Raw genomic sequence first — 25218 nt, forward strand, 5'->3', positions numbered from 1 at the left:
AATGTCAGGCTGACAGCTGCACCATGGATGGCGGCCATCACTTGAACCCGCCGATATATATGCGTCGTGAGGCTCTCAGACTGACATTGCGATCGGCTCAGAGAACCTTCTTCACCACGCTCGACTTCAACTGCATCCGCCCGAAGCCCGGCACCTTCGCGTCGATGTCGTGATCACCCACACCATCGGAGATCAGGCGGATGCCAACCACTTTGGTACCGATCTTGACGACCCCACCACCGGCACCCTTGACCTTCAAACTCTTGACGATGGTCACGGTGTCGCCATCGGCGAGCGGGTTTCCCACCGAGTCGGTGACGACATCACCCAACACGGCGGCCTCGTCCACGCCCGGTGCCCACTCGTGCGCACACATCGGGCAGACCAGCAGCGCACCAGACTCGTAAACGAATTCACTCGCACATGCCGGACACGGGGGCGGAACGTCAGACATTGAACCTGAACTCCACGACGTCCCCGTCGACCATCACGTAGTCCTTGCCCTCCATCCGGACCTTGCCGGCAGCCTTGGCCGCGGCCATCGAGCCGGCCTCCACCAAATCGGCGAAGGACACGATCTCGGCCTTGATGAAGCCCTTCTCGAAGTCGGTGTGGATGACGCCGGCCGCCTTCGGCGCGGTGTCGCCGCGGTGAATCGTCCACGCGCGGGACTCCTTCGGCCCTGCCGTCAGATAGGTCTGCAGGTTCAGGGTGTGGAAACCGGCCCGCGCCAACGCATCCAGACCCCGCTCGGTCTGCCCGATGGACTCCAGCAACTCGGCCGCGGACTCGTCGTCCAGCTCGATCAGCTCGGACTCGATCTTGGCGTCCAGGAACACCGCATCCGCCGGGGCCACCAGCGCACGCAACTCGGCCTGTTTGGCCTCATCGGTGAGCACCGACTCGTCGGCGTTGAACACATACAGGAACGGTTTGGTGGTCATCAGGTTCAGCTCGCGCAGCAGCGCCACATCGGTTCCGGCCGAGAAGAGCGTCTTGCCGGTGTCGAGCACCGCCTGGGCCGCCACCGCCGCCTCCAGCACGGCCTTGCGGTCCTTGTTGGTGCGCGCTTCCTTCTCCAGCCGCGGAACCGCCTTCTCGAGGGTCTGCATATCGGCCAGGATCAGCTCGGTCTCGATGACCTCGATATCCGAACGCGGGTCCACCCGGCCGTCGACGTGCACCACATCGTCATCGGCGAATGCGCGCACCACCTGACAGATGGCATCGCACTCGCGGATGTTGGCCAGGAACTTGTTGCCCAGCCCGGCTCCCTCGGACGCGCCCTTCACGATGCCGGCGATGTCGACGAACGTCACCGGCGCCGGCACCGTCTTCTCCGACCCGAAGATCTCGGCCAGTTTGTCCAGCCGGGGGTCCGGCAACGCCACCACACCCTCATTGGGTTCGATGGTCGCGAACGGGTAGTTCGCGGCCAGCACGTCGTTCCGCGTCAACGCGTTGAAAAGGGTCGACTTGCCGACGTTGGGGAGACCGACGATTCCGAGGTTCAAGCTCACGGACTCCAGAGTCTAAGGGTTGTGACGATGTCCTCAGCGCGTGCTGGCAGCACACCAGCAGTTACAGCCGGTACGGTCGATGTGTGTCAGGTCAGTCAGCAGAGCCGACGGAGTCGGTTGATCACCGCTCCGCGCTCCCCCGATTCCAGGGGTTGCTGCCACCGAGTCTGCCGGGTCTGCCGTCCGGACTGCCGTGGTGGGGCGCCACCCTTCTGGCGGTCACGGCGACGGCCGTCGGCTTCGCCTACGACGCGGGTGCGGGCAACAAGGAACTCGGCGCCGTCTTTGCCACCCTCTACGTCCTCGGCGCTCTGGCCGCGGTGGTGCTGGTGCGCCGCAGCGGACTGTTCACCGCCGTCATCCAGCCCCCGCTGATCCTGTTCGTCGCCGTGCCCACCTCCTACTTCCTGTTCCACAGTGGCGAGCTCAGTGGCATCAAGGACATCCTGATCAACTGCGGCTACCCGCTGATCGAACGTTTCCCGCTGATGTTCTTCACCTCGGCCGCGGTGCTGCTGGTCGGCATGGCCCGCTGGTACCTCGACCGCGGTACCGAGCCCGTCGAAGCCGCCGCGGTAGCCGGGCCGCCCGCCGAGGCTCCGCGGCGCGCGGCCCGCCGATTCGCCCGCAGCGCAGGCCCGGTCGAGGTCGACGAGGACGCACCGATCCGGGCTCCGCGCCGGCCCCGCCCTGAGTCCGCCGAACCCTACGAGCGGCCACGTCGCGCCCCGCGCACCGGTGAGCCCTCCCGCGCCCGGCACAACCGTCCGCCGGAGTCCGATATCGCCGCATCGGCCGCGGCCGCCGATCGCCGCGAGCGCGCCGCCGCCCGGGAGCGCTCCGGCCGGCCCCGTCGCCAGGGCGAGCCGCCGCTGCCCGGCGAGCGTCAGCCGCGTCGCCCCCGCAACCCGGCGGCCCGCGACCCCCGAGACCCGCGCGAGCCCCGCCGCACCCCACCCCCGTCCCGCGGCTATGACCCCTATGAACCGCGTGACGGCGAGTACGAGCGCCCGCGGCGCCGTCCGCGGCCCGACGGCTACGAGCCGGACTACGGGCGGCCCGACGAACGCCAGGACCCGTATCAGGAGCGGCCGCGTCGCTCGTCGCCCACCGACAGCAGCCACCATCCCGTCTCGCGGGTGCGCTACCGCAGCACCGATGAGGAACGGCACACCGAGCACCGCACCCGGCCGCGCGCGAGCCACCGCCGCGACGACTGGGAGTAGCCCGCTACGGCACCGCGCGTAGCAGCGCCCCCGCCGCGTCGACCGCGGGCGTGGAGCTGCCCGCGTCGCTGACGAACACCGCCAGCGCGAGATCGCCGCGGATGCCGACGAACCAGCCGTGCGCCCGGCCGTCTTCGCCCGGGATGTTCATGTACTCGGCGGTGCCGGTCTTGCCCAGCATGTCCGGGATGTCCTGCAGTTCGGTGGCGGTGCCGCCGGTCACCGTCTCACGCATCATCGCCCGTACCTGCTCGGCGACACCGCTCGGCAGCGGCTCTGGGGTGCTGTCCGGCACGCCCGGCTCGCCCGCCACGATCGTCGGCGCCGGTACCGAGCCGTGCGCCAGCGTCGCGGCGACCAGGGCCATCCCGAACGGCGACGCGGTGACCTTGCCCTGCCCGATACCCTCCTCGACGCGCAGCGCCGAGGAGTCCGCGACCGGCACGCTTCCGGTGACGGTCGTCATGCCGGGCGCGACGTAGTCGATGCCCAGACCGAGCTGCGCCGCGGCCTTGGTCAGGCCGTCGGGCGGCAGATTGACCGCCAGCCGGCCCATCGTGGTGTTGCAGGACCGCGCGAACGCGGTGTGCAGCGGGACGTCGCCGAGTGCGAAATTGTCGTCATTGGGGATCTGGCGGCCCTCGATGTTCTCGGTTCCCGGACAGCCGACGATGCTGTCGGGGGTGACCTGGCCGGCCTGCAGCGCCGCGGACACCGTCACCGTCTTGAACGTCGAGCCCGGCGGGTACAGACCGGTCAGCGCGATCGGGCCCTGGGCGTCGGCGGGCGCGTTCTGCGCGACGGCAAGCAGGTTGCCGGTGGACGGCTGGATGGCCACGAGCGCGGCCGGCGTCGTCAATGGGGCCAGCGCATTCTCCGCGGCCAGCTGCACGCCGATGTCCAGGGTGCTGGAGATGTCACCGACCGGATCGGCGTCCCGTCCGCCCACCCGTTTGGGGCCCGTCGCGGTCTCCGCGGACACCGCCCACCCGGCGGCGGCGTCGCTGCGCTGCTGCCACAGCTCGGACAGCCCGGACAGTGCCGGTGAGGTCAGCGCGCGGTCGGTGGCCAACAGCCGGGTCTGCGGCCGCAGCGTCACGTTCGGCAGCGCGGCCAGCTGTTCCTGGATCGGCAGTAGGTCCTCCGCGCGCAACGTGACGGCGGTGACGGGCTTGCCCGCCGCCAGATCTCCGGTCAACGTCTCCGCGGTGATCGTCGGCGCAATCGGATTGAGCAGCGCGGCAACGGTGTTCACATCGGCACCGGGCGCGACATCGACGAGGGTGACGATGTGCTGAGTGAGCAGGTCGGCGCCGGTGCGGTCGAGTACCCGGGCGGCGGGTTGCGGGACCAGCGTGCTGAAGGACAGCGGGCCCTCGTCCAGGCCGGGTGCGACGTTGGCCGGGTCCCACCGGATCTTCCAGTCCTCGCCTTCGGCCTTCGCACTGCCCTGCGTCGTATAGGTCCACTCGGTGGCCTTCTCGGGCCCGAACTTCCACGTCGCGGCCAGGGTGAACGTGGCCGCGTCCTCCTGGCGCTGCAGCCCGGACACCTCGAAGCGGACATCCTTGCCGAGGCTGGCGTAGAGCTTTCCGAGCACGTCCGCGGACGCCTGATCCGTGGTCAGCGCGGCTGCCGCGGGCGGATCGGCACGATTGAGCGCCTCGACGAAACCGTTGACGCCTGCGTTCAGCCGGTCTTCGGTGTCACTGCAGCCGGCGAGCAGCAGCACGGTCACGCACACAACGGGGATCACACGTCGCAGAAGGCCCACAGGGCACGAACGTACCGTCAGTTGCGCGGCGGACGGATCTCCCGGGGCAGGGCGAACACGAGTGTCTCGTTGGCGGTGGTCACCGGTTGCACGGTGCCGTAGCCGTATTCGGCCAGGCGGTCCAGCACGCCGCGCACCAGGATCTCGGGCACCGAGGCCCCGGAGGTGACGCCCACGGTCGTCACGCCGGAGAACCAGGCCGGGTCGATATCGTCGGCGTAGTCGACCAGGTAGGAGTTCTGCGAGCCGGCGCCCAGCGCCACCTCGACCAGCCGCACCGAGTTCGACGAGTTCTTCGAGCCGACGACGATCACCAGCTCGCATTCCGGTGCCATGGCCTTCACCGCGACCTGGCGATTCTGGGTGGCGTAGCAGATGTCATCACTCGGCGGATCCTGCAGCGTCGGGAACTTCTCCCGCAGCCTGCGCACCGTCTCCATCGTCTCGTCGACGCTCAGCGTGGTCTGGGACAACCAGATCACCTTGTTGGGATCGCGGACGGTGACCTTGTCGACGGCGTCCGGGTTGTCCACCACCTGGACGTGATCGGGCGCCTCACCGGCGGTGCCGACCACCTCCTCGTGACCTTCGTGGCCGACGAGCAGGATGTCGTAGTCGTCGCGGGCGAACCGCTTGGCCTCGTTGTGCACCTTGGTCACCAGCGGGCAGGTCGCGTCGATGGTCTGCAGGTTGCGTTCGGCGGCCTCGACATGGACGGTCGGCGCGACGCCGTGCGCGGAGAACACCACGATGGAGCCTTCGGGCACCTCATCGGTCTGCTCGACGAAGACGGCACCGGCCTTGGCCAGCGTGTCCACCACGTAGCGGTTATGCACGATCTCGTGGCGCACGTAGATCGGGGCGCCGTGCTTTTCCAGCGCCCGTTCCACGGTTTCGACGGCGCGATCCACGCCCGCGCAGTAGCCGCGCGGCTCGGCGAGCAGGACCCGTTTGCCCGCCACCCGTGAACTGACCGAGCTGGCGGCGCCCGGAATACCCATGTTGACGGTTGGTGGCATGCAACCAGGGTACTTACCGGCACCCGTCCCCGGCCAGCCGTAGGCTGCACCCATGGCAACTGCACCATACGGAGTCCGACTGCTTGTGGGTGCGGCGGTGACCGCGCTGGACGAGACACGCAAGCTCCCGCAGACGATCCTCACCTACCCGATGACGGTGGCCAGCCAGCTGGCTCATCTGGTGATGAAGGTGCAGCAGGACGTCGCCGATCTGGTCAATCGCGGCGACGAAGCGCTTGAGGAGTTGTTCCCACCCAAGGACGAGCAGCCGGAGTGGGCGACCTTCGATGAGGACCTGCCCGACGATCCGTTCAAGAACCTCTCCGATGACGACGTTGTGTCCGATATCTCCTCCGCGCGCCGCACCGAAGGCCGGTTCGCGCTCTTCAGCGAGGGTGAGCCCGAGCAGACCGAAGCCCCCAAGGCCGCCACCAACGGCTCGGCGCCGGGCATCGTCGAAGAGCTGGGCTACGAGTCGCTGACGCTGGCACAGCTGCGGGCCCGGCTGACCTCACTGAAGGTCGCCGACCTCGAGGCGTTGCTGGCCTTCGAGGAGGCCAACAAGGCCCGCGCCCCGTTCCAGACGCTGCTCGCCAACAGGATCACCCGCGCGTCGGCGAAGTGAGCGAACCCGGCCAATCCCCGGAGAACCCGTGGCCGGTCCGCGCGGTGGCGACCCGGGTCGCCAAGTGGATCGACCGGCTCGGCACGGTCTGGGTCGAGGGGCAGATCGCCCAGCTCAACGTGCGGCACGGCTCCCCCACCGCGTTCCTGGTGCTGCGTGACCCGGCCGCGGACATGTCGCTGTCACTGACCTGCCCGCGTGACCTGGTGGTCAACGCCCCGGTGCAACTCGCCGAAGGCGTCCAGGTGATCGTGCACGGCAAACCGCAGTTCTACACCGCGCGGGGCAGCTTCTCGTTGCGGGTCAGCGATATCCGCGCCGTCGGGGTCGGCGAACTGCTCGCCCGCATCGAACGGTTGCGCCGCCTACTGGAGGCCGAGGGCCTCTTCGATCGCCGGCTCAAACGCCCGATCCCGTTCCTGCCCAACACCATCGGCCTCATCACCGGCCGCGCTTCGGCGGCCGAACACGATGTGATGGCGATCGCCTCCGGGCGCTGGCCGGCGGTGGCGTTCGCGGTACGTAACACCGCCGTGCAGGGCCCGAACGCGGTCGCCCAGATCGTGGAGGCGCTGGCCGCCCTCGACGCCGACGGCGGAGTCGACGTCATCATCCTCGCGCGCGGCGGCGGCAGCGTGGAGGACCTGCTGCCGTTCTCCGACGAGACACTGTGCCGGGCCATCGCCGCCTGCGCCACCCCGGTGATCAGCGCCGTCGGGCACGAACCCGACAACCCGCTCTGCGACCTGGTCGCCGACCTGCGTGCGGCCACCCCCACCGACGCGGCCAAACGGGTGGTCCCCGACGCGGCCGCCGAGCAGGCCGGCGTCGACGATATGCGCCGGCGCAGCGCCCAGGCCCTGCGCAACTGGGTGCGCCGCGAACAGCACGTCATCGACCAGCTGCGCTCGCGGCCGGTGCTGGCCCGGCCGCTGCAGGCCCTGGATGCCCGCGCCGAGGAGGTGCACCGGGCCCGCCGCACCGTGCGCCGGGACATCGGCAGGCTGGTCGCCGCGGAGACCGACCGCCTGGCGCATCTACGCGCACGCCTGGGCACACTGGGCCCGGCGGCCACCCTGGCGCGCGGCTACGCCGTGGTGCAGGTGGTGGGCCCGCAGGACCGGCCGATCCTGCGATCGATCGACGACGCCCCGGCGGGTACCCGGCTGCGGGTGCGGGTTGCCGACGGTGCCATCACAACAGTCAGCGAGGGTGTAGATGAAGCCCATTAGTCACATGGGGTACGAAGAGGCGCGCGACGAACTGATCGAGGTGGTGGCGCAGCTGGAGCACGGCGGACTCGACCTGGACGCCTCCCTGAAACTCTGGGAACGCGGCGAGGAGCTGGCCAAACGATGCGAAGAGCACCTCGCCGGGGCGCGCAAGAAGGTGGCCGACACGCTGGCCGCCGGCGATGCCGAAGAAAGTTGACAGCGCAAGCTCCTCGAACGTTTCAACCCGCTGGACTTCAAAACTGGAACACGTTTCAGTTACCCTGACCTCATGGGTGACCCAACATTGCGCACTGACCTGGGCCGAGTCCTGGTGACCGGAGGCTCCGGCTTCGTCGGCGCCAACCTGGTGACGACACTGCTCGAACGCGGCCACGAGGTCCGCTCGTTCGACCGGGCACCGTCCCCACTGCCCGCCCATCCGAATCTGCAGACCGTCGTCGGCGACATCACCGATACCGGCGATGTGGCCGCTGCCGTCGACGGCGTCGACACCGTCATCCACACCGCCGCGATCATCGACCTGATGGGCGGGGCGTCGGTCACCGAGGAGTACCGCAAGCGCAGTTTCGGCGTCAACGTCGAAGGCACGAAGAACCTGGTGCACGCCGGACAGGCAGCGGGGGTCCGGCGTTTCGTCTACACCGCATCCAACAGCGTGGTGATGGGTGGTCAGGACATCCAGAATGGCAACGAGACCCTGCCCTACACAAGTCGTTTCAACGATCTGTACACCGAGACAAAGGTTGTCGCCGAGCAGTTCGTCCTCGGCCAGAACGGTGAGCACGGCATGCTCACCTGTTCCATCCGGCCCAGCGGCATCTGGGGCCGCGGCGATCAGACGATGTTCCGCAAGGTGTTCGAGAACGTGCTGGCCGGGCACGTCAAGGTGCTCGTCGGCAACAAGAACATCAAGCTGGACAACTCCTACGTGCACAACCTGATCCACGGTTTCATCCTGGCCGCCGAGCATCTGGTTCCCGGCGGATCGGCCCCCGGCCAGGCGTACTTCATCAATGACGGCGAACCGCTCAACATGTTCGAGTTCGCCCGCCCCGTGGTCGCGGCATGCGGCCGCAACCTGCCGAACTTCCGGGTCTCCGGCAAGCTGGTGCACAGGGTGATGATGGGCTGGCAGTGGCTGCACTTCAAGTACGGCGTGCGCGAGCCGCTGGTAGAACCCCTTGCCGTGGAACGGCTCTACCTGAACAACTACTTCTCGATCGCCAAGGCACAGCGCGACCTGGGCTACGAGCCGCTGTTCAGCACCGAACAGGCGATGGCCGAATGCCTGCCCTACTACACCGAGCTGTTCCACAAGATGGAAGCCCAGGGGTCCGAGCCGCTGGTGGCGGCCGCCACCCCGGTCCCACCGAAGGGCTGATTTACTTCCACCCATGCCGCAGTTCCGCGTCGCCGACCATGGTGACGCCCGTATCCGCTATCTCGACTCCGGCGGCGACGACCGCGGCGCTCCTGTCGTGTTCGTGCCCGGATTCACCTGCGTCGCAGCTGACTACACCGGGGTGCTACCGCTGTTCGGCCGGCGCACCATCGTCGTCGAACTCCGCGGCCACGGAGGCAGCGTCGCGCCGACCGGCCCGTACGACGCCGCGGCGCGCGCCGGTGACATCGGGGCCGCGATCGACGCGGTGACGGACGGTCCGGTGCATCTCATGACGTTCTCCCGCGGCACGTCCTACGCGCTGACCTGGGCGCTGACCCACCCCGACCGGGTGCGGTCCCTCTCGATCGGTGACTACCTGCCCGAGGAGATCGCGCTACCCGATGAGATCGCCATGGGCGTACTGGACGGCCGCTGGCGGGGCACGCCGGTGCACGAACGCCTCGACCGCAGCGCCGCCGTCGCGACCTTCGCCGCCGCGGTGTCCCGGTCGCTGTGGGAGCCGCTGGCGCAGTGGGGCCCGCCGCTGCTGGTGGTCCGCAGCCCCAACAGCCCCATCATCGACGCGGCGGCGTGGGCCCGGTACCGGCGGCTGTTCCCGGCCGCGTGCCTGCACGAGTTCCCCGACTCACCGCACGACATCTTCCGCCCCGATCGCGGGCGGTACCCCTTGCTGGTGCGTGAGCTCGTCGACAGCGTCGAGACCGGCTCCAGAGCTGGACAAGGCCGGTGACGCTGTAGCGTCCCGGCCTCTGGCTTCCCGCGCGGCGTCTACAGTGCCGGGGAAACGTGACCCCAGATTACGGTACCCATCGGCCGCGGCCCAAATCAGCCCAGCTGTTCCCGCGAGGCGGGGTGACCGCCGACGATGGCGCGCAGCATCCGTACCGTCATCGGAATCGTGGTGCTCTCGACCCGCTTGAGCAGGTCACACGCATTGTCGGCGCTGGTTTCCGGTGGCACCACATAGAGCAGCGCGTTGCGGGTGTGCGTGCCGGTCAGGTAGATGGTGTCCCTGGCCACCAGCGAGTAGCGGTCCACCGATATCACCGTGGTGCCACGGATGATGCGCGAGGGCGCCGACGGGAACAGGCTGGGGTCATACAGCACCCGGGAGACCGGTCCGAGCCAGCGGCCCATCACCGAAATCAGGTCGGGCAGCGTGGTCTTCAGGTCGTAGGCCGGCGGCCACCACGCGCCGTCGACGGTGCCGCGCTGATCGGTGCGCCCGCAGATGGCGAGCCGGGTGGCGGACAGATGTTCGGCAGTGACATCGACCATCGGCGATGCTCCCATCACTATCAGAGCGACCGCAGACGGCAACCGACGGATCGGGCACGCGACGAACCCACGATTTCTCCAGAGTAGACCGGGGGCCGACGGGATCGTCGCCGCCCCGCTATCGCTCTGAAACGCAAGGCGATACGAGACGCGGGTTTGGACTGTGCCGAACCCTCCCGCGCGGGGTGACCGGCTCCTAGTATTCCCACTAGGTGCGTCGCCGATCAGAGGAGACAACATGCCGAGCGGACGGCCCAACGTTCCCTTCACCTGGGACGACGGTATCGGGCTCAGCAACTCATGGTCGCCCTCCAGGTCGTCGAGAAACTGCCCGAACTCCTAGCGAAGGACTGAACTGTGCCCACATCACAACCGAACATCCTGGTCATCTGGGGCGACGATATCGGCATCTGGAACCTGAGCTGCTACAGCCGGGGAATGATGGGTTACCAGACTCCCAACATCGACCGGATCGCCAGTGAGGGAATGCTTTTCACCGACTCGTACGGCGAGCAGAGCTGCACCGCGGGCCGGGCGTCGTTCATCACCGGGCAGAGCGTGTACCGCACCGGCATGAGCAAGGTCGGCATGCCAGGTGTCGACATCGGCCTGCAGAAGGAAGACCCGACCATCGCCGAGCTGCTGAAACCGCTGGGATACGCCACCGGCCAGTTCGGCAAGAACCACCTCGGCGACCTCAACAAGTATCTGCCGACCGCGCATGGGTTCGACGAGTTCTACGGCAACCTCTATCACCTCAACGCCGAGGAGGAGCCCGAGCACGAGGATTACCCCACTGCCGAAGAGGCACCGCTGCTCCGCAAGGCCCTACTGCCGCGCGGCGTCATCCACTCCTGGGCCACCGCGGAGGATTCCGGCGAGGTCGACCCGCGGTATGGCCCGGTGGGCAAACAGCGTATCGAGGACACCGGCCCGCTGACCAAGAAGCGGATGGAGACCATCGATGACGAGACCACGTCCGCCTGTGTGGATTTCATTCGGCGCCAGCACGAATCCGAGACTCCGTTCTTCGTGTGGATGAACACCACCCACATGCATTTCCGGACGCACACCAAGCCGGAGAGCGAAGGGCAGGCCGGGCGCTGGCAGTCGGCCTACCACGACACCATGATCGATCACGACGGCCACGTCGGCACCCTGCTCGATCTGGTCGACGAACTCGGCATCGCCGAGGACACCATCGTCATCTACTCCACCGACAACGGACCGCACGCGAACAGCTGGCCTGACGGCGCCACCACCCCGTTCCGCAGCGAGAAGAACACCAACTGGGAGGGCGCGTTCCGCATCCCCGAACTGGTTCGCTGGCCGGGCAAGATCAAGGCCGGGACAGTCTCCAATGAGATTGTCCAACACCATGATTGGCTTCCCACCTTCCTGGCCGCCGCGGGTGAGCCGGATATCGTGGAGAAACTCAAGGCCGGCCACAAGGCCGGCGATGAGACGTTCAAGGTGCACATCGACGGTTACAACCTGCTGCCCTACCTGACCGGCGAAGTGGACAAGAGCCCACGTCGCGGAATGATCTACTTCTCCGACGACGGTGACGTGCTGGGCATCCGGGCGGGCAACTGGAAGGTGGTGTTCCTGGAGCAACGTTGCCAGGGCACCCTGGAGGTGTGGTTCGAACCGTTCACCAAGTTGCGGGCACCGAAGCTGTTCAACCTGCGCACCGATCCGTTCGAACGCGCCGATATCACCTCGAACACCTACTGGGACTGGGTGATCGACCGTCTCTACCTGATGTTCTATGCCAGCGCGATCGTCAATCAGTTCCTGGAGACGTTCAAGGAGTTCCCGCCGCGCCAGGAGCCGGCCTCGTTCACCATCGACAACGCTGTCCAGGAATTGGAGAAGTTCCTGGCCAAGCGGGGCGACTGACGGTGGGCTTGCAATCCTGGAAGGACGGACCCACGAAGTCGGCGATCCTCGACTTCGTGGACCGTGCCGGCCGCGAGGTCGACCCCGAGGAACGCGTCGCGGTATTCGACAACGACGGCACGTTGTGGTGCGAGAAGCCGATGTACATCCAGCTCGATTTCATCGTCCGGCGGCTGGCCGAGAAGGTGGCCGCCGATCCCTCGCTCGCCGAAGGGCAACCCTATCTGGCGGCACACAACGGGGACCTGCAGTGGTTCGGCGGTGCGGTCACCAAGCACTACCAGGGTGACGATTCAGATCTGAAAACCCTTGCTGCGGCTGTACTGTCCCTGCACGATTCGGTGAAGGTCGAGGACCACGCCGCCGGGGTCGGCACCTTCTTCGCCGAGGCCAAACACCCCACCCTCGGGCGGCCGTACCTGGAGTGCACGTACCTGCCGATGGTGGAACTGCTGCGCTACCTGCAGGATCACGGATTCACCTGCTACATCGTCTCGGGCGGTGGCCGCGACTTCATGCGGCCGGTGACCAGCCGGATCTACGGCATTCCGCCCGAGCGGGTGGTGGGCAGCGCGCAGGGGCTGAAGTTCGTCGGTGCCGACGGGCACGGCGACCTGCTGCTGCAGCCAGCACTGGACATCTGGGATGACGGGCCCGAGAAACCGGTGCGCATCTGGAATCGCATCGGCCGCCGCCCCATCCTGGCGGCGGGCAATTCCAACGGCGATGACGAGATGCTGATGTACACCGGCGGCCAGGACGGCCCGTCCCTGAAACTCCTGGTGCTCCACGACGACGCCGAACGCGAATTCTCCTACACCGCGGGGGCGGAGCGTGCGCTGGGCCACGCAGAGCAATACGGGTGGACCGTGGTGAGCATGCGCGATGATTGGTCGACCGTCTTCAGTGCGTGACGACGACCTGGTCTGGATCGAGCCACAGACCACCACACTGGGTTCCGACGCGCACTATCCCGAGGAGGCGCCGGCACGGGAGGTGACCGTGGACGGTTTCTGGATCCAGCGTCACCAGGTGACCAACAGCCATTTCGCCGCCTTCGTGGACGCCACCGGCTACCGGACCGTCGCCGAACGGCCGGTCGACCCCGCCGACTACCCGGGCGCGCCCGTGGAGAACCTGGTTCCCGGTTCGATGGTCTTCCGGCGCACTGCGGGACCGGTGGATCTGCGCCACCTCAGCCAATGGTGGACCTGGACCCCCGGTGCCTGCTGGAACCATCCACGCGGACCCCGCTCATCGCTGACCGGCCGCGACCGGCACCCGGTGGTGCACATCGCGTTCGAGGACGCCCAGAGCTACGCCGAATGGGCCGGACTCGCGCTACCCACCGAAGTCCAGTGGGAGACCGCAGCCCGCGGTGGGCTGGCCGGGGCGGCGTACACCTGGGGTGACGACCCGGAGAGACCCGGTGAGCGCAAGGCGAACTACTGGCACGGCGAGTTTCCCTACCTACCGGAGTCCGGTTACGGCACGACCCAGCCCGTCGGCAGCTTCGATCCCAACGGGTACGGCCTGTTCGATATGGCCGGCAATGTGTGGGAATGGACGACCGACTGGTACGGACAAGATCGGGCCGCGGGCCCCTGTTGCGCCGCGGACAGCTACGACCCCGCACAGCCACAGTTCGAGATCCCGCGCAAGGTGATCAAGGGTGGATCCTTCCTGTGCGCGGACAGTTATTGCATGCGATACCGACCGGCCGCGCGGCGACCGCAGATGGTCGATACCGGCATGAGCCACATCGGTTTTCGCTGCGTCAAGAATTGACCCACGCCGGGCGCATCGGGTCAGGATGGCTCGCGCCCGAACGCCGGGGCGAGAAAGCGTGCCAGCATCCGGCGCTCCGTCGCGAGATCCGTTGCCGGCCAGAACAACAGAGACAGAACCACTCTGACGATCCAGTTCGCGGCCTCCGGATCGTCATCGGCCAGGCCAGCCAGGTCCCGCGCGAAACCGGTGACCGTGTCCGAGGTGACCAACGCCGTGGTTCCGCCCGCGCCGACCAACAACCGGGCCACCGGATCGGTGCGCACCTCGCCGACCGCAACCTCGACCGCGGTGAGCACCCTGGCGCGTCCGGACAACCCGGCCACCGCCTCCCGGACCGTCTCGACGATGCGCGCCGCCGAGCGGGCCAGCACGGCGTCCCGGATCTGCGTCTTGCCGCCGGTGTGCCGGTAGAGCGTCGCGCGCGAACAATGCACGCGCGCCGCAAGGGCGTCGATATCGAGGGCATCGATCCCGTCACGCGCAAGCATTTCGGCCGCCGCCGCGTAGATCCGCTCGGCGGCCGCGGCACCGCGCTCGGCGCCGAGCAGCCAGTCCGGACGTGCCTGCGACATCATGGACAACTTATCTCATTCTGAGACACATTGCATCGACTATCTCGCGATCGACGCAGGTGGGGCGACCCCGGTGAGACAGCCTGCGCGACCGGCACCGACTGTCGGCGGATCGACTTCTCGGCGCACCGTTGACGCTGCCCGCTGCCACGCCGCACGCTGGGAAAATGATTGCGGCACAGTGCTTCTTCGGGACAGGACTGGACGACCCCTACCCGCTCTACGATCTGCTGCGCGCCGACCCCGTGCAGCAGATAGATGACAGCGGATTCTTCGTGGTGTCCACCTGGGACGCGGTCATCGAGGCCACCGCGCGCCCCGGCGACTTCTCCTCGAACCTCACCGCAACGATGGTGTACCGACCGGACGGTTCGGTCTCCCCGTTCGAGATGGCCGGAGCCGGCGACCCATCACACGTCCTGGCGACCGCCGATGACCCGCTGCACGCCGCCCATCGCAAACCGGTGTTGCTCAAGCTCGCCGCCAAACGCCTGCTCGCGTTGGAACCGGTCATCGGTGCCGGCTTCGAGGAGTTGTGGACGGGCACCGACCTGGAATGGATGGCCCAGGTCGCCAATCGCCTCCCCATGATGATGGTGGCGCGCCTGCTCGGACTGCCCGACACCGATGTGGACGAGCTGGTCCGATGCGCCTACGCCAGCACCCAGCTGCTCGACGGGTTGGTCGATGACCGCCAACTCGCCGCCGCCGGGCTGGCCGCGATGGAACTCGGCGGCTATCTCGTCGGGCAATTCAACAGCTCCGCGGCAGATCCCGGCGACAACCTGATGGGCCAGTTGGCCCGAGACCTGGATGCCGGCACCGCCGCCCTTGTCCTCATCCAACTCGTCGCGGCCGGCGCCGAGTCGACGGCCGCGCTGCTGGGCAGCGCAGCCTGGCTGCTGGGGACCCGTCCGGACGTGCAGCGTCAGGTCCGCGACACTCCCGCGCTGCTGGGGGCCTTCATCGATGAGGTACTGCGCTACGAATCACCGTTCCGCGGGCACTATCGGCACGTGCTGACCGACTGCAGCCTGGCCGGAACCGAACTGCGCGCCGGTCAACACCTGCTCCTGCTGTGGGGGGCCGCCAACCGTGATCCGCGACAGTTCGACTCCCCCAATGAGTTCCGCCTCGATCGCGGCGCGACCCGAACACACCTGGGATTCGGGAAGGGTCTGCACTTCTGTGTCGGCGCCGCACTGGCCCGCCTCCAGGCGCGGACGGTGCTCGGGCGCCTGCTGGACCACACCACGTGGTTGGAGGCGCCGGGGCGACCGGTGTGGCTGCCCAGCGTGCTGGTGCGCCGACCCGCCCGGCTGGATCTGAAGATCAACTAATCAACTCCGACTCCGTTCGCTACTGTGACAGACGTTGCGCCCCCGGCTGATGGAGTCCCGATGACCGAAACCGTGTTGGTGACCGGAGCCTTCGGGCTGGTCGGTTCGGCCACCGTGCACCGCCTCGCCGCCGACGGACGGCGCGTGGTCGCCACCGATCTGGACGTCGCGGCCAATCGGAAGGCCGCCGAGTCCCTACCGGTCGGCGTCACCGTGCGCTGGGCCGACCTCACCGACCCCACGACGGTCGGCGCGCTCGTCGACGAGGTGGCGCCGGCGGCGATCATCCATCTCGCAGCGGTCATCCCGCCGTTCATCTACCAGCGCCGCGGACTGGCCGAGCGCGTCAACGTCGATGCCACCGCCAGTCTCGTGCGCGCCGCCGAAAAGCTCTCCACACCAGCCCGTTTCGTGCTCGCTTCCAGCATCGCCGTCTACGGCTCGCGAAACCCGCACACGGTGGGCGGTGTGCTGACCGCGGAAACCCCGGTCAACCCCGCCGACATCTACGGCGACCACAAGGTCAAGGCCGAGAAGATTGTGCGGACCTCGGCGCTGGACTGGGTCGTCCTGCGGCTGGGTGGCGTACTGACCGCCACCCCCGGCTCCTACATGAAGATGGACAACTTCTACTTCGAGGGCATGCTGCCCACCGACGGCCGGCTACAGACCGTCGATGTGCGCGACGTGGCGAGCGCCTTCGCTGCGGCCACCACCGCCGACGCACTGGGTGAGACGCTACTCATCGGCGGTGACGATGCCACCCATCGCCTGCTGCAGGGCGATGTGGCCCCGGCGATGGCTGCCGCGCTGGGCCTGGTCGGCGGTCTGCCCACCGGGCTCAAGGGTGACCCGCGCAACGATGAGAGCTGGTTCAACACGGACTGGATGGACACCACCAGGGCCCAGGAAGTGCTTGGCTTCCAGCATCATTCGTGGCCCGACATGTTGATCGAGACGGCCGAGAACGCCGGTATCAAACGCCCCGTGCTGCGCGTCATCGCGCCGCTTGCCAAGCAGATTCTCAAGCGTCAGACGGCATATCACGGCACCGGGATGCGGTATGCGGACCCGTGGAAGGCCATCCGCGACAAATGGGGCGACCCCCGACCGGAGGTTCACGCATGACGGGTAAGACGGCTTCCGGGGCGAGCGAAGCGACGGGTAAGACGGCCGTCGTCGTCGGCGGGGCCTCCGGTATCGGCTGGGCGTCGGCGCAGGCGCTGGCGGCCGAGGGGTACCGCGTCGTCGTGGCCGACCGCAACGCCGAGGGCGCCACCGCCCGCGCCGCCGAACTCGGCACGCCGCATTCAGGGGCGGCGGTCGACGTGGTCGACGAAGCTTCGGTGGCAACACTTTTCGAGGCCACCGGAACAATCGACGCGGTGGTGAGCTGCGCCGGCTTCTCCAATATCGGGCTCATCGTCGACCTCGCGGTGGAGGACTTCCGGGCCGTCATCGACGTCTGCCTCAACGGCGCCTTCATCGTCGCCAAATACGCCGGCCGGTATCTGAACGACGGCGGCGCGCTGGTCTCCATTTCCTCGCTCAACGGCCGCCAGCCCGCCGCAGGCATGAGCGCCTACTGTTCGGCCAAGGCCGGACTGTCGATGCTCACCCAGGTGGCGGCCCTGGAGTTGGCGCCGCGCGGAATCCGGGTCAATGCCGTGGCGCCCGGTTTCGTGCACACCCCGCTCACCGAGGGCGCGGCCCTGGTACCGGGGGTCGTCGAGGAATACGTGGAGAACACCCCGCTGGGCCGCGCCGGCACTCCCGAGGACATTGCCGAGGCCGTCGTGTTCCTCACGAAGGCGTCCTGGCTCACCGGCGAGGTGCTCGATCTGAACGGCGGATCCCACATGAAGCGGTATCCAGATCTGCTCGGGCACATCATGAAGCTCGCGCAACAGTGACAGAACCTGTCCAATAGACCCGTGAAAACGGAGTTCACCCTCAGCCAGAAGCGGGCCCTGGCAATCGCGACCGTCATTGCGATCGCGTTCGGCGCCTACTTCCTGCGCGGCTACTTCATCCTCATCGTGGTCGCGGCGGTGGTGGCCTACCTGTTCGACCCGCTCTACGAGCGGCTGCGCAGAAGGTTCAGCGCCGGCCTCTCGGCCACCCTGACCCTGTTTGCGGCGCTGGCCATCGTGATCATCCCGATCAGCGGTGCCGTCGCCCTCGGCGTCGTGCAGATCACCACCATGGTGCGCAACGTCGCCGACTGGGTGGGCAAGACCGACCTGAGCGCCCTCGGGGACCGCTCACTGCGGGTGGTCAACGAGCTGATCGACCGGGTGCCGTTCCTGAAGAGCACCGACATCACCCCCGAGCAGCTGCAGCACTGGGTGGTCACCTTCGCCCAGCGCGCCGGCGAATGGGGCCTGCATTTCCTGCAGGGTGCGGCCGGCGGACTGTTCGGTGGTCTCACCGCCGCGATCATCTTCCTGTACGTGTTCATCTCGCTGCTGGTCAACGGCGACGACCTGCGGCTGCTGATCCGTCGGCTCAACCCGCTCGGCGAGGAGGCCACCGACCTGTATCTGGCCAAGATGGCGGCCATGGTGCGCGGCACCGTGCGCGGCCAGTTCGTCATCGCGCTGGCTCAGGGCATCGCCGGCGCCATCTCGATCTACATTGCCGGCTTCCACGACGGGTTCTTCATCTTCGCCATCCTGCTGTCGGCGCTGTCGGTGATCCCGCTCGGCGGCGGCATCGTCACCATCCCGTTCGGAATCGGTCTTGCGCTGTTCGGCAATGTCATCGGCGGCATCTTCGTCATCGTCTTCCACATCATCGTGGTGACCAACATCGACAATGTGCTGCGCCCGATCCTGGTGCCCAAGGAGGCCAAACTCGACTCGGCGCTGATGCTGCTGTCGGTGTTCGCCGGGATCACCATGTTCGGCTTCCTCGGCATCGTCATCGGGCCGGTGGTGATGATCGTCATCGTCACCACGATCAGCGTCTACCTCTGGGTCTACAAGGGTGTGCCGATGGAGATGGGCACCGAGGCCTTGGAAGACGAACCCGACAAACCCAGCAGGCTCAGAGAGCTGATCGCGCGGGCCCGTGCCCGGCGTCACGCGCCGCCGTCGGTCGGCGCAGCGGATGCCACACCACCGGTCATTGCCGACCCTGAGTAAGGGCTCGGATGTGCGAAGTTGATGGACAACTCGACGCGTTGTTTTCGGGATCGTGAACCGAACAATATGGCTAGACCTGGTGATCACCAAGGCTATCTGTACCGGCTAGTTCCAACAGCCAGGCGCCCCACACCGCATCATCGCGCTTTCCGGGAAGTGCCAGTGCAGTCGAGATGGTAACCACCAGACCGGTGGCCATGAAGGATCGTATCCGGTGAGCGTCGGCACCCGTCATATCGATGACCTGCTGTTGCAGTTCGAGATACCTACGAGCGACCACCGCGCGCACCACATCGTCGCCGGCAGCGGCATAGCCTTGCAGCATCACGAGCGCGACGGTGCGATCACGCTGCAGGAGCCGCAAGTAGGCGCGACCAAGGTCGACAAGATCCGGGCCACCCTCGCTGCGGCTCTCACGCACGGCGACGTCGGTGAACACCGCTGCGACCCGCCCGTAAACCGATTCGACGACCTCGAGGAACAACTTTTGCTTTGAACCGAACATCTGCACGACACGGGGATGAGAGATTCCCGCTCCTGCGGCGATCGTTTCCAAACCCGTTCCCGCAAGCCCGCCGGCAGCGAACTCAACCGCCGCTGCATCGATGATTTCCTGACGGCGCACTGCTGCCGGCTTGCGTACGACCACCCGCGCCGGATCGCCGGCGCTCACTGAGAGTTGCTATTGATCTGTCGCAGCACCAACCGATTGTCGTACAAGCATCGGTAAGCAGCGATCAGACCGTCGGCACCGATATCGAGCCGGTCGTCACCGTGGAAGTCGATCTTGGCGCCGGTTGTTGCGTATGTGCCGGTCAGTCGCCAGGCCACCACGACCGATCGCCGCCGCAGGTCGGCATACAGGCCTTGCAGGGTGAACGTGTAGTCCGGGATCGCGGCGTCCATCATGACCACGAAATCGCGGATGGCATCGCGACCGTGCATCGTGTGGTCGAGCGCAGGCTCGTCGTAGACCAGATCCTCGGCGCAGAGCGCCGCGACAGCATCGCCGTCATGGTCATTCCATGCTTTCTCCCAACGCAGTTCGAGATCCGCTACGGCACCCGGACTGGAAACTGCGGCATCGGCAATCATCATCGTCATGACTCCTAACTTACTTGTTTGTAAGATCGGGTCAAGCAGGAATACCTAAAGAGGGTGCGATTGTGCCCAGATCACGACGAGAGCGTGGACATTCGTGCCGTGGAACTCGCCGAGGTCTCGAGTCGGCCCGTGCCGACTAATTGGCGGGCAGCGGCGCCTGGGTCTGCACGGCCTTCGCCAGCGTGCGGAAGTCGTCCTCGGACCCGGCGCCGGTGATCGCGATCTGAGCCTGTCCGGCCTCGCGGCCTGAGCGTTCTGCACCGTCCAGTCGCGTGGTCCAGATCGGCTCGCCCTCCCCCGGCTCGTAGACGACCCAGTTCACCCCGTCGACATCCTGCGCACCGGTGGGCACCGCCTCGGGGTTCAGGTAACCGACCAGCCTGGCCTCGTCGGCGTTGCTCTGCGTCAGGCTCAGATACATCTTGCTCGGGGCGATATAGCCGACCCGCGAGGTCACCGCCCGGACCGTCTGACCGGTCGCCGGGTCGGTGCGGCCGCCGTCGATACCGCCGCGCGCCCCGGAGTTGGGTTGCCAGCCCGCGGGCAGCTCCGGCAGCCTGACCGGGAACTTCAGCACGTCGGCGTCGGCCTGCAGCGCGGCCGGGGCGTCGAACTGCGGGATGTCACCCTGGCCGGGCCCGCTGGGCGCGAACGAGCACATGCCGAGCACGCCAGCGAGCACGATGCAGATCAACACCAGCGGAGCCATCGACCAGAACATGTCGCGGCCGTCCTGCAGGAGCCGGTCCTTGGCGGGCCGGGGAACCGGCACCACCACCGGTGCGTCGGGGTTCGGTTCCGGAGTGCTCATGACAGCCAGTATCCCAGTTCCCAATCTTCGACCCGCTAATGGGACAATCTGGCCCATGACGCCTTCGCGCCGGGAAGCCCCAGACCGCAACCTCGCCCTCGAACTCGTGCGAGTCACCGAAGCCGGAGCCATGGCCGCGGGCCGTTGGGTCGGCCGCGGCGACAAGGAAGGTGGCGACGGCGCCGCCGTCGACGCCATGCGCGAATTGGTGAACTCCGTGTCGATGCGCGGTGTCGTGGTGATCGGTGAGGGTGAGAAGGACAACGCCCCGATGCTCTACAACGGGGAAGAGGTCGGCAACGGCGACGGACCCGACTGCGATTTCGCCGTCGACCCGGTCGACGGCACCACCCTGATGAGCAAGGGCATGCCCAACGCCATCTCGGTGCTCGCCGTCGCCGAGCGCGGCGCCATGTTCGACCCGTCGGCGGTCTACTACATGCACAAGATCGCCGTCGGCCCGGACGCCGCCGACGCCATCGACATCACCGCGCCGATCGCCGAGAACATCAAGAACGTCGCCAAGATCAAGAAGTCCAGCGTCGCCGACCTGACCGTCTGCATCCTGGACCGGCCGCGGCACGCCCAGCTGATCGCCGATGTCCGCGAGGCCGGCGCCCGCATCCGGCTGATCTCCGACGGCGACGTCGCCGGTGCCATCGCCGCCTGCCGCCCCGGGTCCGGCACCGACATCCTCGTCGGTATCGGCGGCACCCCCGAGGGCATCATCGCCGCGGCGGCCATCCGCTGCATGGGTGGCGCCATCCAAGCCCAACTCGCCCCGACCGACGACGACGAGAAGCAGAAGGCCCTCGACCGTGGCTACGACCTGGACCGGGTCCTGCTCACCGAGGACCTGGTCTCCGGCGAGAACGTGTTCTTCTCGGCCACCGGCGTCACCGACGGCGATCTGCTCAAGGGCGTCCAATACTCCGGCGGCGGCGCGACCACCCAGTCCATCGTGATGCGGTCCAAGTCCGGCACCGTCCGGATGATCGAGGCCTACCACCGGCTGTCCAAGCTCAACGAGTACTCCTCGGTGGACTTCACCGGGGACCTGTCCGCAGCACATCCTCTCCCCTGACCGCATCAGCGACCCACGAAAAGGACCCAGATGACCGACAGTGACGTCGAGTACCGGATCGAGCACGACACGATGGGTGAGGTCCGGGTTCCGGTCAACGCCCTGTGGCGGGCCCAGACTCAGCGGGCGGTGGAGAACTTCCCGATCTCCTTCCGTCCGCTCGAGCGCACCCAGATCCGCGCGATGGGCCTGTTGAAGGGCGCATGTGCCCAGGTCAACAAGGACCTCGGGCTGCTGGCCGCCGAGAAGGCCGACGCCATCATCGCCGCCGCCGCCGAGATCGCCGACGGCCTGCACGACGACCAGTTCCCCATCGACGTCTTCCAGACCGGGTCGGGCACCAGCTCGAACATGAACGCCAACGAGGTCATCGCGTCCATCGCGGCGGCCAACGGTGTCGTGATCCACCCCAATGACGACGTCAACATGTCGCAGAGCTCAAATGACACCTTCCCCACCGCCACCCATATCGCGGCGACCGAAGCCGCTGTGCGCCATCTGATCCCGGCGCTGGAGATCCTGCACGAGTCGCTGGCCGGCAAGGCACGGCAGTGGCGCACCACCGTCAAGTCCGGCCGCACCCACCTGATGGACGCCGTGCCCGTGACACTCGGCCAGGAATTCGGCGGTTACGCCCGTCAGATCGAGGCAGGCATCGAGCGGGTGAAGGCGACGCTGCCCCGTCTGGGCGAGCTGGCCATCGGCGGTACCGCGGTCGGCACCGGCCTCAACGCCCCCGAAGGCTTCGGCGCCAAGGTGGTCGATGTGCTGGTCGATCAGACCGGACTGGGCGAACTGCGCACCGCCGCCGACTCTTTCGAGGCTCAGGCCGCCCGCGACGGGCTGGTCGAGGCGTCCGGCGCGTTGAAGACCATCGCGGTGTCGCTGACCAAGATCGCCAACGACGTGCGCTGGATGGGCTCGGGCCCGCTGACCGGTCTGGGCGAGTTGCAGCTGCCGGACCTGCAGCCGGGCAGCTCGATCATGCCGGGCAAGGTCAATCCGGTGCTGCCGGAAGCGGTCACCCAGGTGGCCGCGCAGGTCATCGGCAATGACGCCGCGGTCACCGTCGGCGGGCTGTCCGGCGCGTTCGAACTCAACGTCTACATCCCGATGATGGCGCGCAACGTACTGGAGTCGTTCACCCTGCTGGCCAATGTCTCGAAGTTGTTCGCCAGCAAGTGTATTGACGGGTTGGTGGCCAACGAGGCGCACCTGCGCGAGCTGGCCGAGTCGTCACCGTCCATCGTGACGCCGCTGAACTCGGCGATCGGCTACGAGGAGGCCGCCAAGGTCGCCAAGGAAGCACTCAAGGAGCGCAAGACCATCCGCCAGACGGTGATCGACCGCGGACTGATCGGCGACAAGCTGTCCGAGGCGGAACTGGACAAGCGCCTCGACGTGCTGGAGATGGCGAAGGTCAAGCCGGGCGACTAGCGGCTAGCGCGTCGGCTCCGGATCCTCGAAGGTGTCCGGGTGCTGGTTCTCCGCCGGTGACCACGCCGCGGTGTTGACCGCGGTCCCGCCCATACCGGCCGCGGCCGCGGCGATGTCCAGTGCGGTGGAGTGCGGCGCCGGTGGCTGCGGCGCCTCCGGCTGCGCCTCGTCGAGCCGATAGTGCCGGGACAGGCGGTCGGCTTCGTCCATGGTGATGCCCTCGCCGACGCGCACCTTCGGCGCCTCCTTGACCGCGGCCTTGCTGACCGTGAGCGTCACCGCCCGGCCCTCCTGGCGCGAACCGCCCAGCGGGATCAGCATCTGGGACTTCCGGAACACACCGGTATGCACCTCGGCCCACTTCGGTTCGCGGCTACGACCGTCGACGAAGAGCCTGCCGATCTTGCCGATCTTGTCGCCCGAAACGTCGTAGGCGGTGGCGCCGACGTATTGATCCACCAGACTCGTCATGAGCGGGGAGTAGCCATCGCGGCGCGGTGGCAAACATCACGACCCCTGCGATTTCGGCGTGATCGGCTGCGCTCACCGCAGCCGATCACGCCGAAATCACTTCTCAGGGCAGGGCGTCGGGGGTGATCTCCTCCAGCATCTCGGTGACCAGTGCAGCGATCGGGGACCGCTCGCTGCGCATCAGCGTGATGTGGGCGAACAACGGATGCCCCTTCAACTTCTCGATCACGGCGGCGACACCGTCGTGCCGGCCGACCCGCAGGTTGTCGCGCTGGGCGACATCGTGGGTGAGCACGACCCGCGATCCCGACCCGAGCCGGGACAGCACCGTCAGCAGCACATTGCGTTCCAGCGACTGCGCCTCGTCGACGATCACGAACGAATCGTGCAGCGACCGCCCGCGAATATGGGTGAGCGGCAAGACTTCCAGCATCCCGCGGGAGAGCACCTCCTCCAGCACCGCCGGGCTGGCCAGTCCCTCCAGGGTGTCGAAGACGGCCTGTGCCCACGGGCCCATCTTCTCGCTCTCGCTGCCGGGCAGGTAGCCGAGATCCTGGCCGCCGACCGCGTACAGCGGCCGGAAGACGACCACCTTGCGCTGGGTGCGGCGTTCCAGCACCGCCTCCAGGCCGGCGCACAGCGCCAGCGCGGACTTTCCGGTGCCGGCCTTGCCGCCGAGCGACACGATGCCCACGGATTCGTCGAGCAGCAGATCGAGGGCGACGCGTTGTTCGGCTGACCTTCCCCGGAGGCCGAACACCTCGCGATCGCCACGGACCAGCTGCACCCGTTTATCCGCGTTCACCCGGCCCAGCGCCGAGGAGTTGCCGCCGAGCAGCCGAACCCCGGTGTGGCAGGGCAGGTCCCGCGCGGCCGCCAGGTCGAGGTCGCCCTCGGCGAACAGGGCGTCGATCTCCTCGGGTGCCGCGTCGAGCTCGGTCATACCCGTCCAGCCGGAGGTGACGACGTCCTGGGCGTGGTACTCGTCGGCGTCCAGGCCGACCGCTCCCGCCTTGACCCGCAACGGGATGTCCTTGCTCACCAGCGTGACGTGCTTGCCCTCGGCGGCCAGGTTGGCCGCACAGGTCAGGATGCGCGCATCGTTGGTGTCGGTGCGGAAGCCGACCGGCAGCACCGTGGGGTCGCTGTGGTTCAGCTCGATGTGCAGCACACCGCCGTGTTTACCGACGGGAATGGGCTGATCGAGGCGCCCGTGTTCCAATCGCAGATCGTCGAAAAGACGTAGAGCCTGGCGGGCGAACCAGCCAAGTTCGTGATGGTGCCGTTTGGCCTCCAACTCGCTGATAACCACGAGAGGGACAACCACCTCATGCTCGGCGAACCGTGTGCATGCCCAGGGATCGGACAGCAGCACGGAGGTGTCGAGCACGTAGGTCCGGATCGGCGAATCGGTCACGAGGCGCTCCTAGACCTCCGCGGCCCCGCGGAAGCGTTTCGGCGGGCACCGCGGTACCGAG

At 67.5% G+C, this 25218-nt stretch carries 26 protein-coding genes; 15 read left to right on the forward strand and 11 right to left on the reverse strand.

Features of this window, described 5'->3' with window-relative positions:
- Positions 1 to 97: 97 nt before the first annotated feature.
- Both C6A86_RS21890 and ychF read right to left on the reverse strand, forming a co-directional pair.
- On the reverse strand, positions 98 to 454 hold the full coding sequence (locus C6A86_RS21890; protein ID WP_105361785.1) for a zinc ribbon domain-containing protein YjdM: 357 nt from the start codon (positions 452 to 454) through the stop codon (positions 98 to 100).
- Positions 447 to 1520, reverse strand: a complete 1074-nt coding sequence (gene ychF / locus C6A86_RS21895; RefSeq protein WP_105361784.1) for a redox-regulated ATPase YchF — start codon at positions 1518 to 1520, stop codon at positions 447 to 449. Before ychF ends, C6A86_RS21890 begins: the two co-directional genes overlap by 8 nt.
- Before the next feature lie 83 nt (positions 1521 to 1603).
- Here ychF and C6A86_RS21900 point away from each other — a divergent pair, with 83 nt between their 5' ends.
- A complete protein-coding gene (locus C6A86_RS21900) occupies positions 1604 to 2746 on the forward strand; it encodes a DUF6542 domain-containing protein (protein ID WP_311100861.1) in 1143 nt (380 codons plus the stop codon).
- A 4-nt stretch (positions 2747 to 2750) separates the two neighbouring features.
- Here C6A86_RS21900 and C6A86_RS21905 read toward each other — a convergent pair whose 3' ends face one another.
- Both C6A86_RS21905 and C6A86_RS21910 read right to left on the reverse strand, forming a co-directional pair.
- Positions 2751 to 4520: a penicillin-binding transpeptidase domain-containing protein gene (locus tag C6A86_RS21905; protein ID WP_105365141.1), complete on the reverse strand. Its 1770-nt coding sequence runs from the start codon at positions 4518 to 4520 to the stop codon at positions 2751 to 2753.
- Between the two features lie 17 nt (positions 4521 to 4537).
- Positions 4538 to 5539, reverse strand: a complete 1002-nt coding sequence (locus C6A86_RS21910) for a 4-hydroxy-3-methylbut-2-enyl diphosphate reductase (protein ID WP_105365140.1) — start codon at positions 5537 to 5539, stop codon at positions 4538 to 4540.
- Positions 5540 to 5591: 52 nt separating this feature from the next.
- Between C6A86_RS21910 and C6A86_RS21915 the strand changes: the two genes are divergently transcribed.
- The 5 genes from C6A86_RS21915 (at position 5592) to C6A86_RS21935 (ending at position 9534) form a co-directional block, all read left to right on the forward strand.
- Entirely contained in the window at positions 5592 to 6164 is a 573-nt protein-coding gene (locus C6A86_RS21915) for a lipid droplet-associated protein (RefSeq protein ID WP_105365139.1), read from the forward strand.
- Positions 6161 to 7396, forward strand: a complete 1236-nt coding sequence (xseA, locus tag C6A86_RS21920) for an exodeoxyribonuclease VII large subunit (RefSeq protein ID WP_105365138.1) — start codon at positions 6161 to 6163, stop codon at positions 7394 to 7396. The genes C6A86_RS21915 and xseA overlap by 4 nt, the downstream gene beginning before the upstream one ends.
- Positions 7383 to 7595: an exodeoxyribonuclease VII small subunit gene (locus C6A86_RS21925; protein WP_105365137.1), complete on the forward strand. Its 213-nt coding sequence runs from the start codon at positions 7383 to 7385 to the stop codon at positions 7593 to 7595. The genes xseA and C6A86_RS21925 overlap by 14 nt, the downstream gene beginning before the upstream one ends.
- A gap of 72 nt (positions 7596 to 7667) precedes the next feature.
- Positions 7668 to 8780, forward strand: coding sequence for an NAD-dependent epimerase/dehydratase family protein (locus C6A86_RS21930; RefSeq protein ID WP_105365136.1), 1113 nt, complete (start codon positions 7668 to 7670; stop codon positions 8778 to 8780).
- 13 nt (positions 8781 to 8793) lie between these two features.
- On the forward strand, positions 8794 to 9534 hold the full coding sequence (locus C6A86_RS21935; protein WP_105365135.1) for an alpha/beta fold hydrolase: 741 nt from the start codon (positions 8794 to 8796) through the stop codon (positions 9532 to 9534).
- 95 nt (positions 9535 to 9629) lie between these two features.
- Here the strand turns inward: C6A86_RS21935 and C6A86_RS21940 are convergent, their stop codons facing one another.
- Positions 9630 to 10082: a DUF5994 family protein gene (locus C6A86_RS21940; protein WP_105365134.1), complete on the reverse strand. Its 453-nt coding sequence runs from the start codon at positions 10080 to 10082 to the stop codon at positions 9630 to 9632.
- A gap of 357 nt (positions 10083 to 10439) precedes the next feature.
- On the opposite strand from C6A86_RS21940, the gene C6A86_RS21945 reads away from it, so the two are divergent.
- Genes C6A86_RS21945 through C6A86_RS21955 form a run of 3 tightly spaced genes read left to right on the forward strand, consistent with a single transcriptional unit; the run spans position 10440 to position 13772 of the window.
- Entirely contained in the window at positions 10440 to 11984 is a 1545-nt protein-coding gene (locus C6A86_RS21945) for an arylsulfatase (RefSeq protein ID WP_105365133.1), read from the forward strand.
- A gap of 2 nt (positions 11985 to 11986) precedes the next feature.
- Positions 11987 to 12898, forward strand: a complete 912-nt coding sequence (locus C6A86_RS21950) for an HAD family hydrolase (protein ID WP_396834077.1) — start codon at positions 11987 to 11989, stop codon at positions 12896 to 12898.
- Positions 12891 to 13772, forward strand: a complete 882-nt coding sequence (locus tag C6A86_RS21955) for a formylglycine-generating enzyme family protein (protein WP_233213153.1) — start codon at positions 12891 to 12893, stop codon at positions 13770 to 13772. Before C6A86_RS21950 ends, C6A86_RS21955 begins: the two co-directional genes overlap by 8 nt.
- 20 nt (positions 13773 to 13792) lie before the next feature.
- On the opposite strand, the gene C6A86_RS21960 is transcribed toward C6A86_RS21955, so the two are convergent.
- Complete coding sequence (locus tag C6A86_RS21960) at positions 13793 to 14347, reverse strand: TetR/AcrR family transcriptional regulator (protein WP_105365143.1); 555 nt, start codon at positions 14345 to 14347, stop codon at positions 13793 to 13795.
- Positions 14348 to 14514: 167 nt separating this feature from the next.
- Between C6A86_RS21960 and C6A86_RS21965 the strand changes: the two genes are divergently transcribed.
- Genes C6A86_RS21965 through C6A86_RS21980 form a run of 4 tightly spaced genes read left to right on the forward strand, consistent with a single transcriptional unit; the run spans position 14515 to position 18833 of the window.
- Positions 14515 to 15687, forward strand: a complete 1173-nt coding sequence (locus tag C6A86_RS21965) for a cytochrome P450 (protein WP_105365131.1) — start codon at positions 14515 to 14517, stop codon at positions 15685 to 15687.
- Positions 15688 to 15747: 60 nt separating this feature from the next.
- Entirely contained in the window at positions 15748 to 16815 is a 1068-nt protein-coding gene (locus C6A86_RS21970; RefSeq protein ID WP_105365130.1) for an NAD(P)-dependent oxidoreductase, read from the forward strand.
- Complete coding sequence (locus C6A86_RS21975) at positions 16812 to 17600, forward strand: SDR family NAD(P)-dependent oxidoreductase (RefSeq protein WP_105365129.1); 789 nt, start codon at positions 16812 to 16814, stop codon at positions 17598 to 17600. The genes C6A86_RS21970 and C6A86_RS21975 overlap by 4 nt, the downstream gene beginning before the upstream one ends.
- Before the next feature lie 21 nt (positions 17601 to 17621).
- Positions 17622 to 18833, forward strand: a complete 1212-nt coding sequence (locus C6A86_RS21980; protein WP_105365128.1) for an AI-2E family transporter — start codon at positions 17622 to 17624, stop codon at positions 18831 to 18833.
- Positions 18834 to 18903: 70 nt separating this feature from the next.
- Here the strand turns inward: C6A86_RS21980 and C6A86_RS21985 are convergent, their stop codons facing one another.
- From C6A86_RS21985 to C6A86_RS21995, 3 genes are all read right to left on the reverse strand, one after another.
- Positions 18904 to 19506, reverse strand: a complete 603-nt coding sequence (locus C6A86_RS21985; protein ID WP_105365127.1) for a TetR/AcrR family transcriptional regulator — start codon at positions 19504 to 19506, stop codon at positions 18904 to 18906.
- Complete coding sequence (locus C6A86_RS21990; protein ID WP_233213152.1) at positions 19503 to 19928, reverse strand: nuclear transport factor 2 family protein; 426 nt, start codon at positions 19926 to 19928, stop codon at positions 19503 to 19505. The genes C6A86_RS21985 and C6A86_RS21990 overlap by 4 nt, the downstream gene beginning before the upstream one ends.
- A gap of 145 nt (positions 19929 to 20073) precedes the next feature.
- The gene (locus tag C6A86_RS21995) at positions 20074 to 20748 is read right to left on the reverse strand and encodes a DUF4245 domain-containing protein (RefSeq protein WP_105365125.1); all 675 of its coding nucleotides are present in this window, start codon (positions 20746 to 20748) and stop codon (positions 20074 to 20076) included.
- 55 nt (positions 20749 to 20803) lie between these two features.
- Here C6A86_RS21995 and glpX point away from each other — a divergent pair, with 55 nt between their 5' ends.
- The gene (glpX, locus tag C6A86_RS22000) at positions 20804 to 21832 is read left to right on the forward strand and encodes a class II fructose-bisphosphatase (protein WP_105365124.1); all 1029 of its coding nucleotides are present in this window, start codon (positions 20804 to 20806) and stop codon (positions 21830 to 21832) included.
- A 30-nt stretch (positions 21833 to 21862) separates the two neighbouring features.
- Positions 21863 to 23269, forward strand: a complete 1407-nt coding sequence (locus C6A86_RS22005) for a class II fumarate hydratase (protein WP_105365123.1) — start codon at positions 21863 to 21865, stop codon at positions 23267 to 23269.
- Positions 23270 to 23272: 3 nt separating this feature from the next.
- Here the strand turns inward: C6A86_RS22005 and C6A86_RS22010 are convergent, their stop codons facing one another.
- Positions 23273 to 23740: a PRC-barrel domain-containing protein gene (locus C6A86_RS22010; RefSeq protein ID WP_105365122.1), complete on the reverse strand. Its 468-nt coding sequence runs from the start codon at positions 23738 to 23740 to the stop codon at positions 23273 to 23275.
- A 103-nt stretch (positions 23741 to 23843) separates the two neighbouring features.
- Positions 23844 to 25157: a PhoH family protein gene (locus tag C6A86_RS22015; RefSeq protein ID WP_057165673.1), complete on the reverse strand. Its 1314-nt coding sequence runs from the start codon at positions 25155 to 25157 to the stop codon at positions 23844 to 23846.
- Between the last annotated feature and the right edge of the window lie 61 nt (positions 25158 to 25218).

The sequence above is a fragment of the Mycobacterium sp. ITM-2016-00316 genome (genome assembly GCF_002968335.2).
Classification (GTDB): Bacteria; Actinomycetota; Actinomycetes; order Mycobacteriales; family Mycobacteriaceae; genus Mycobacterium.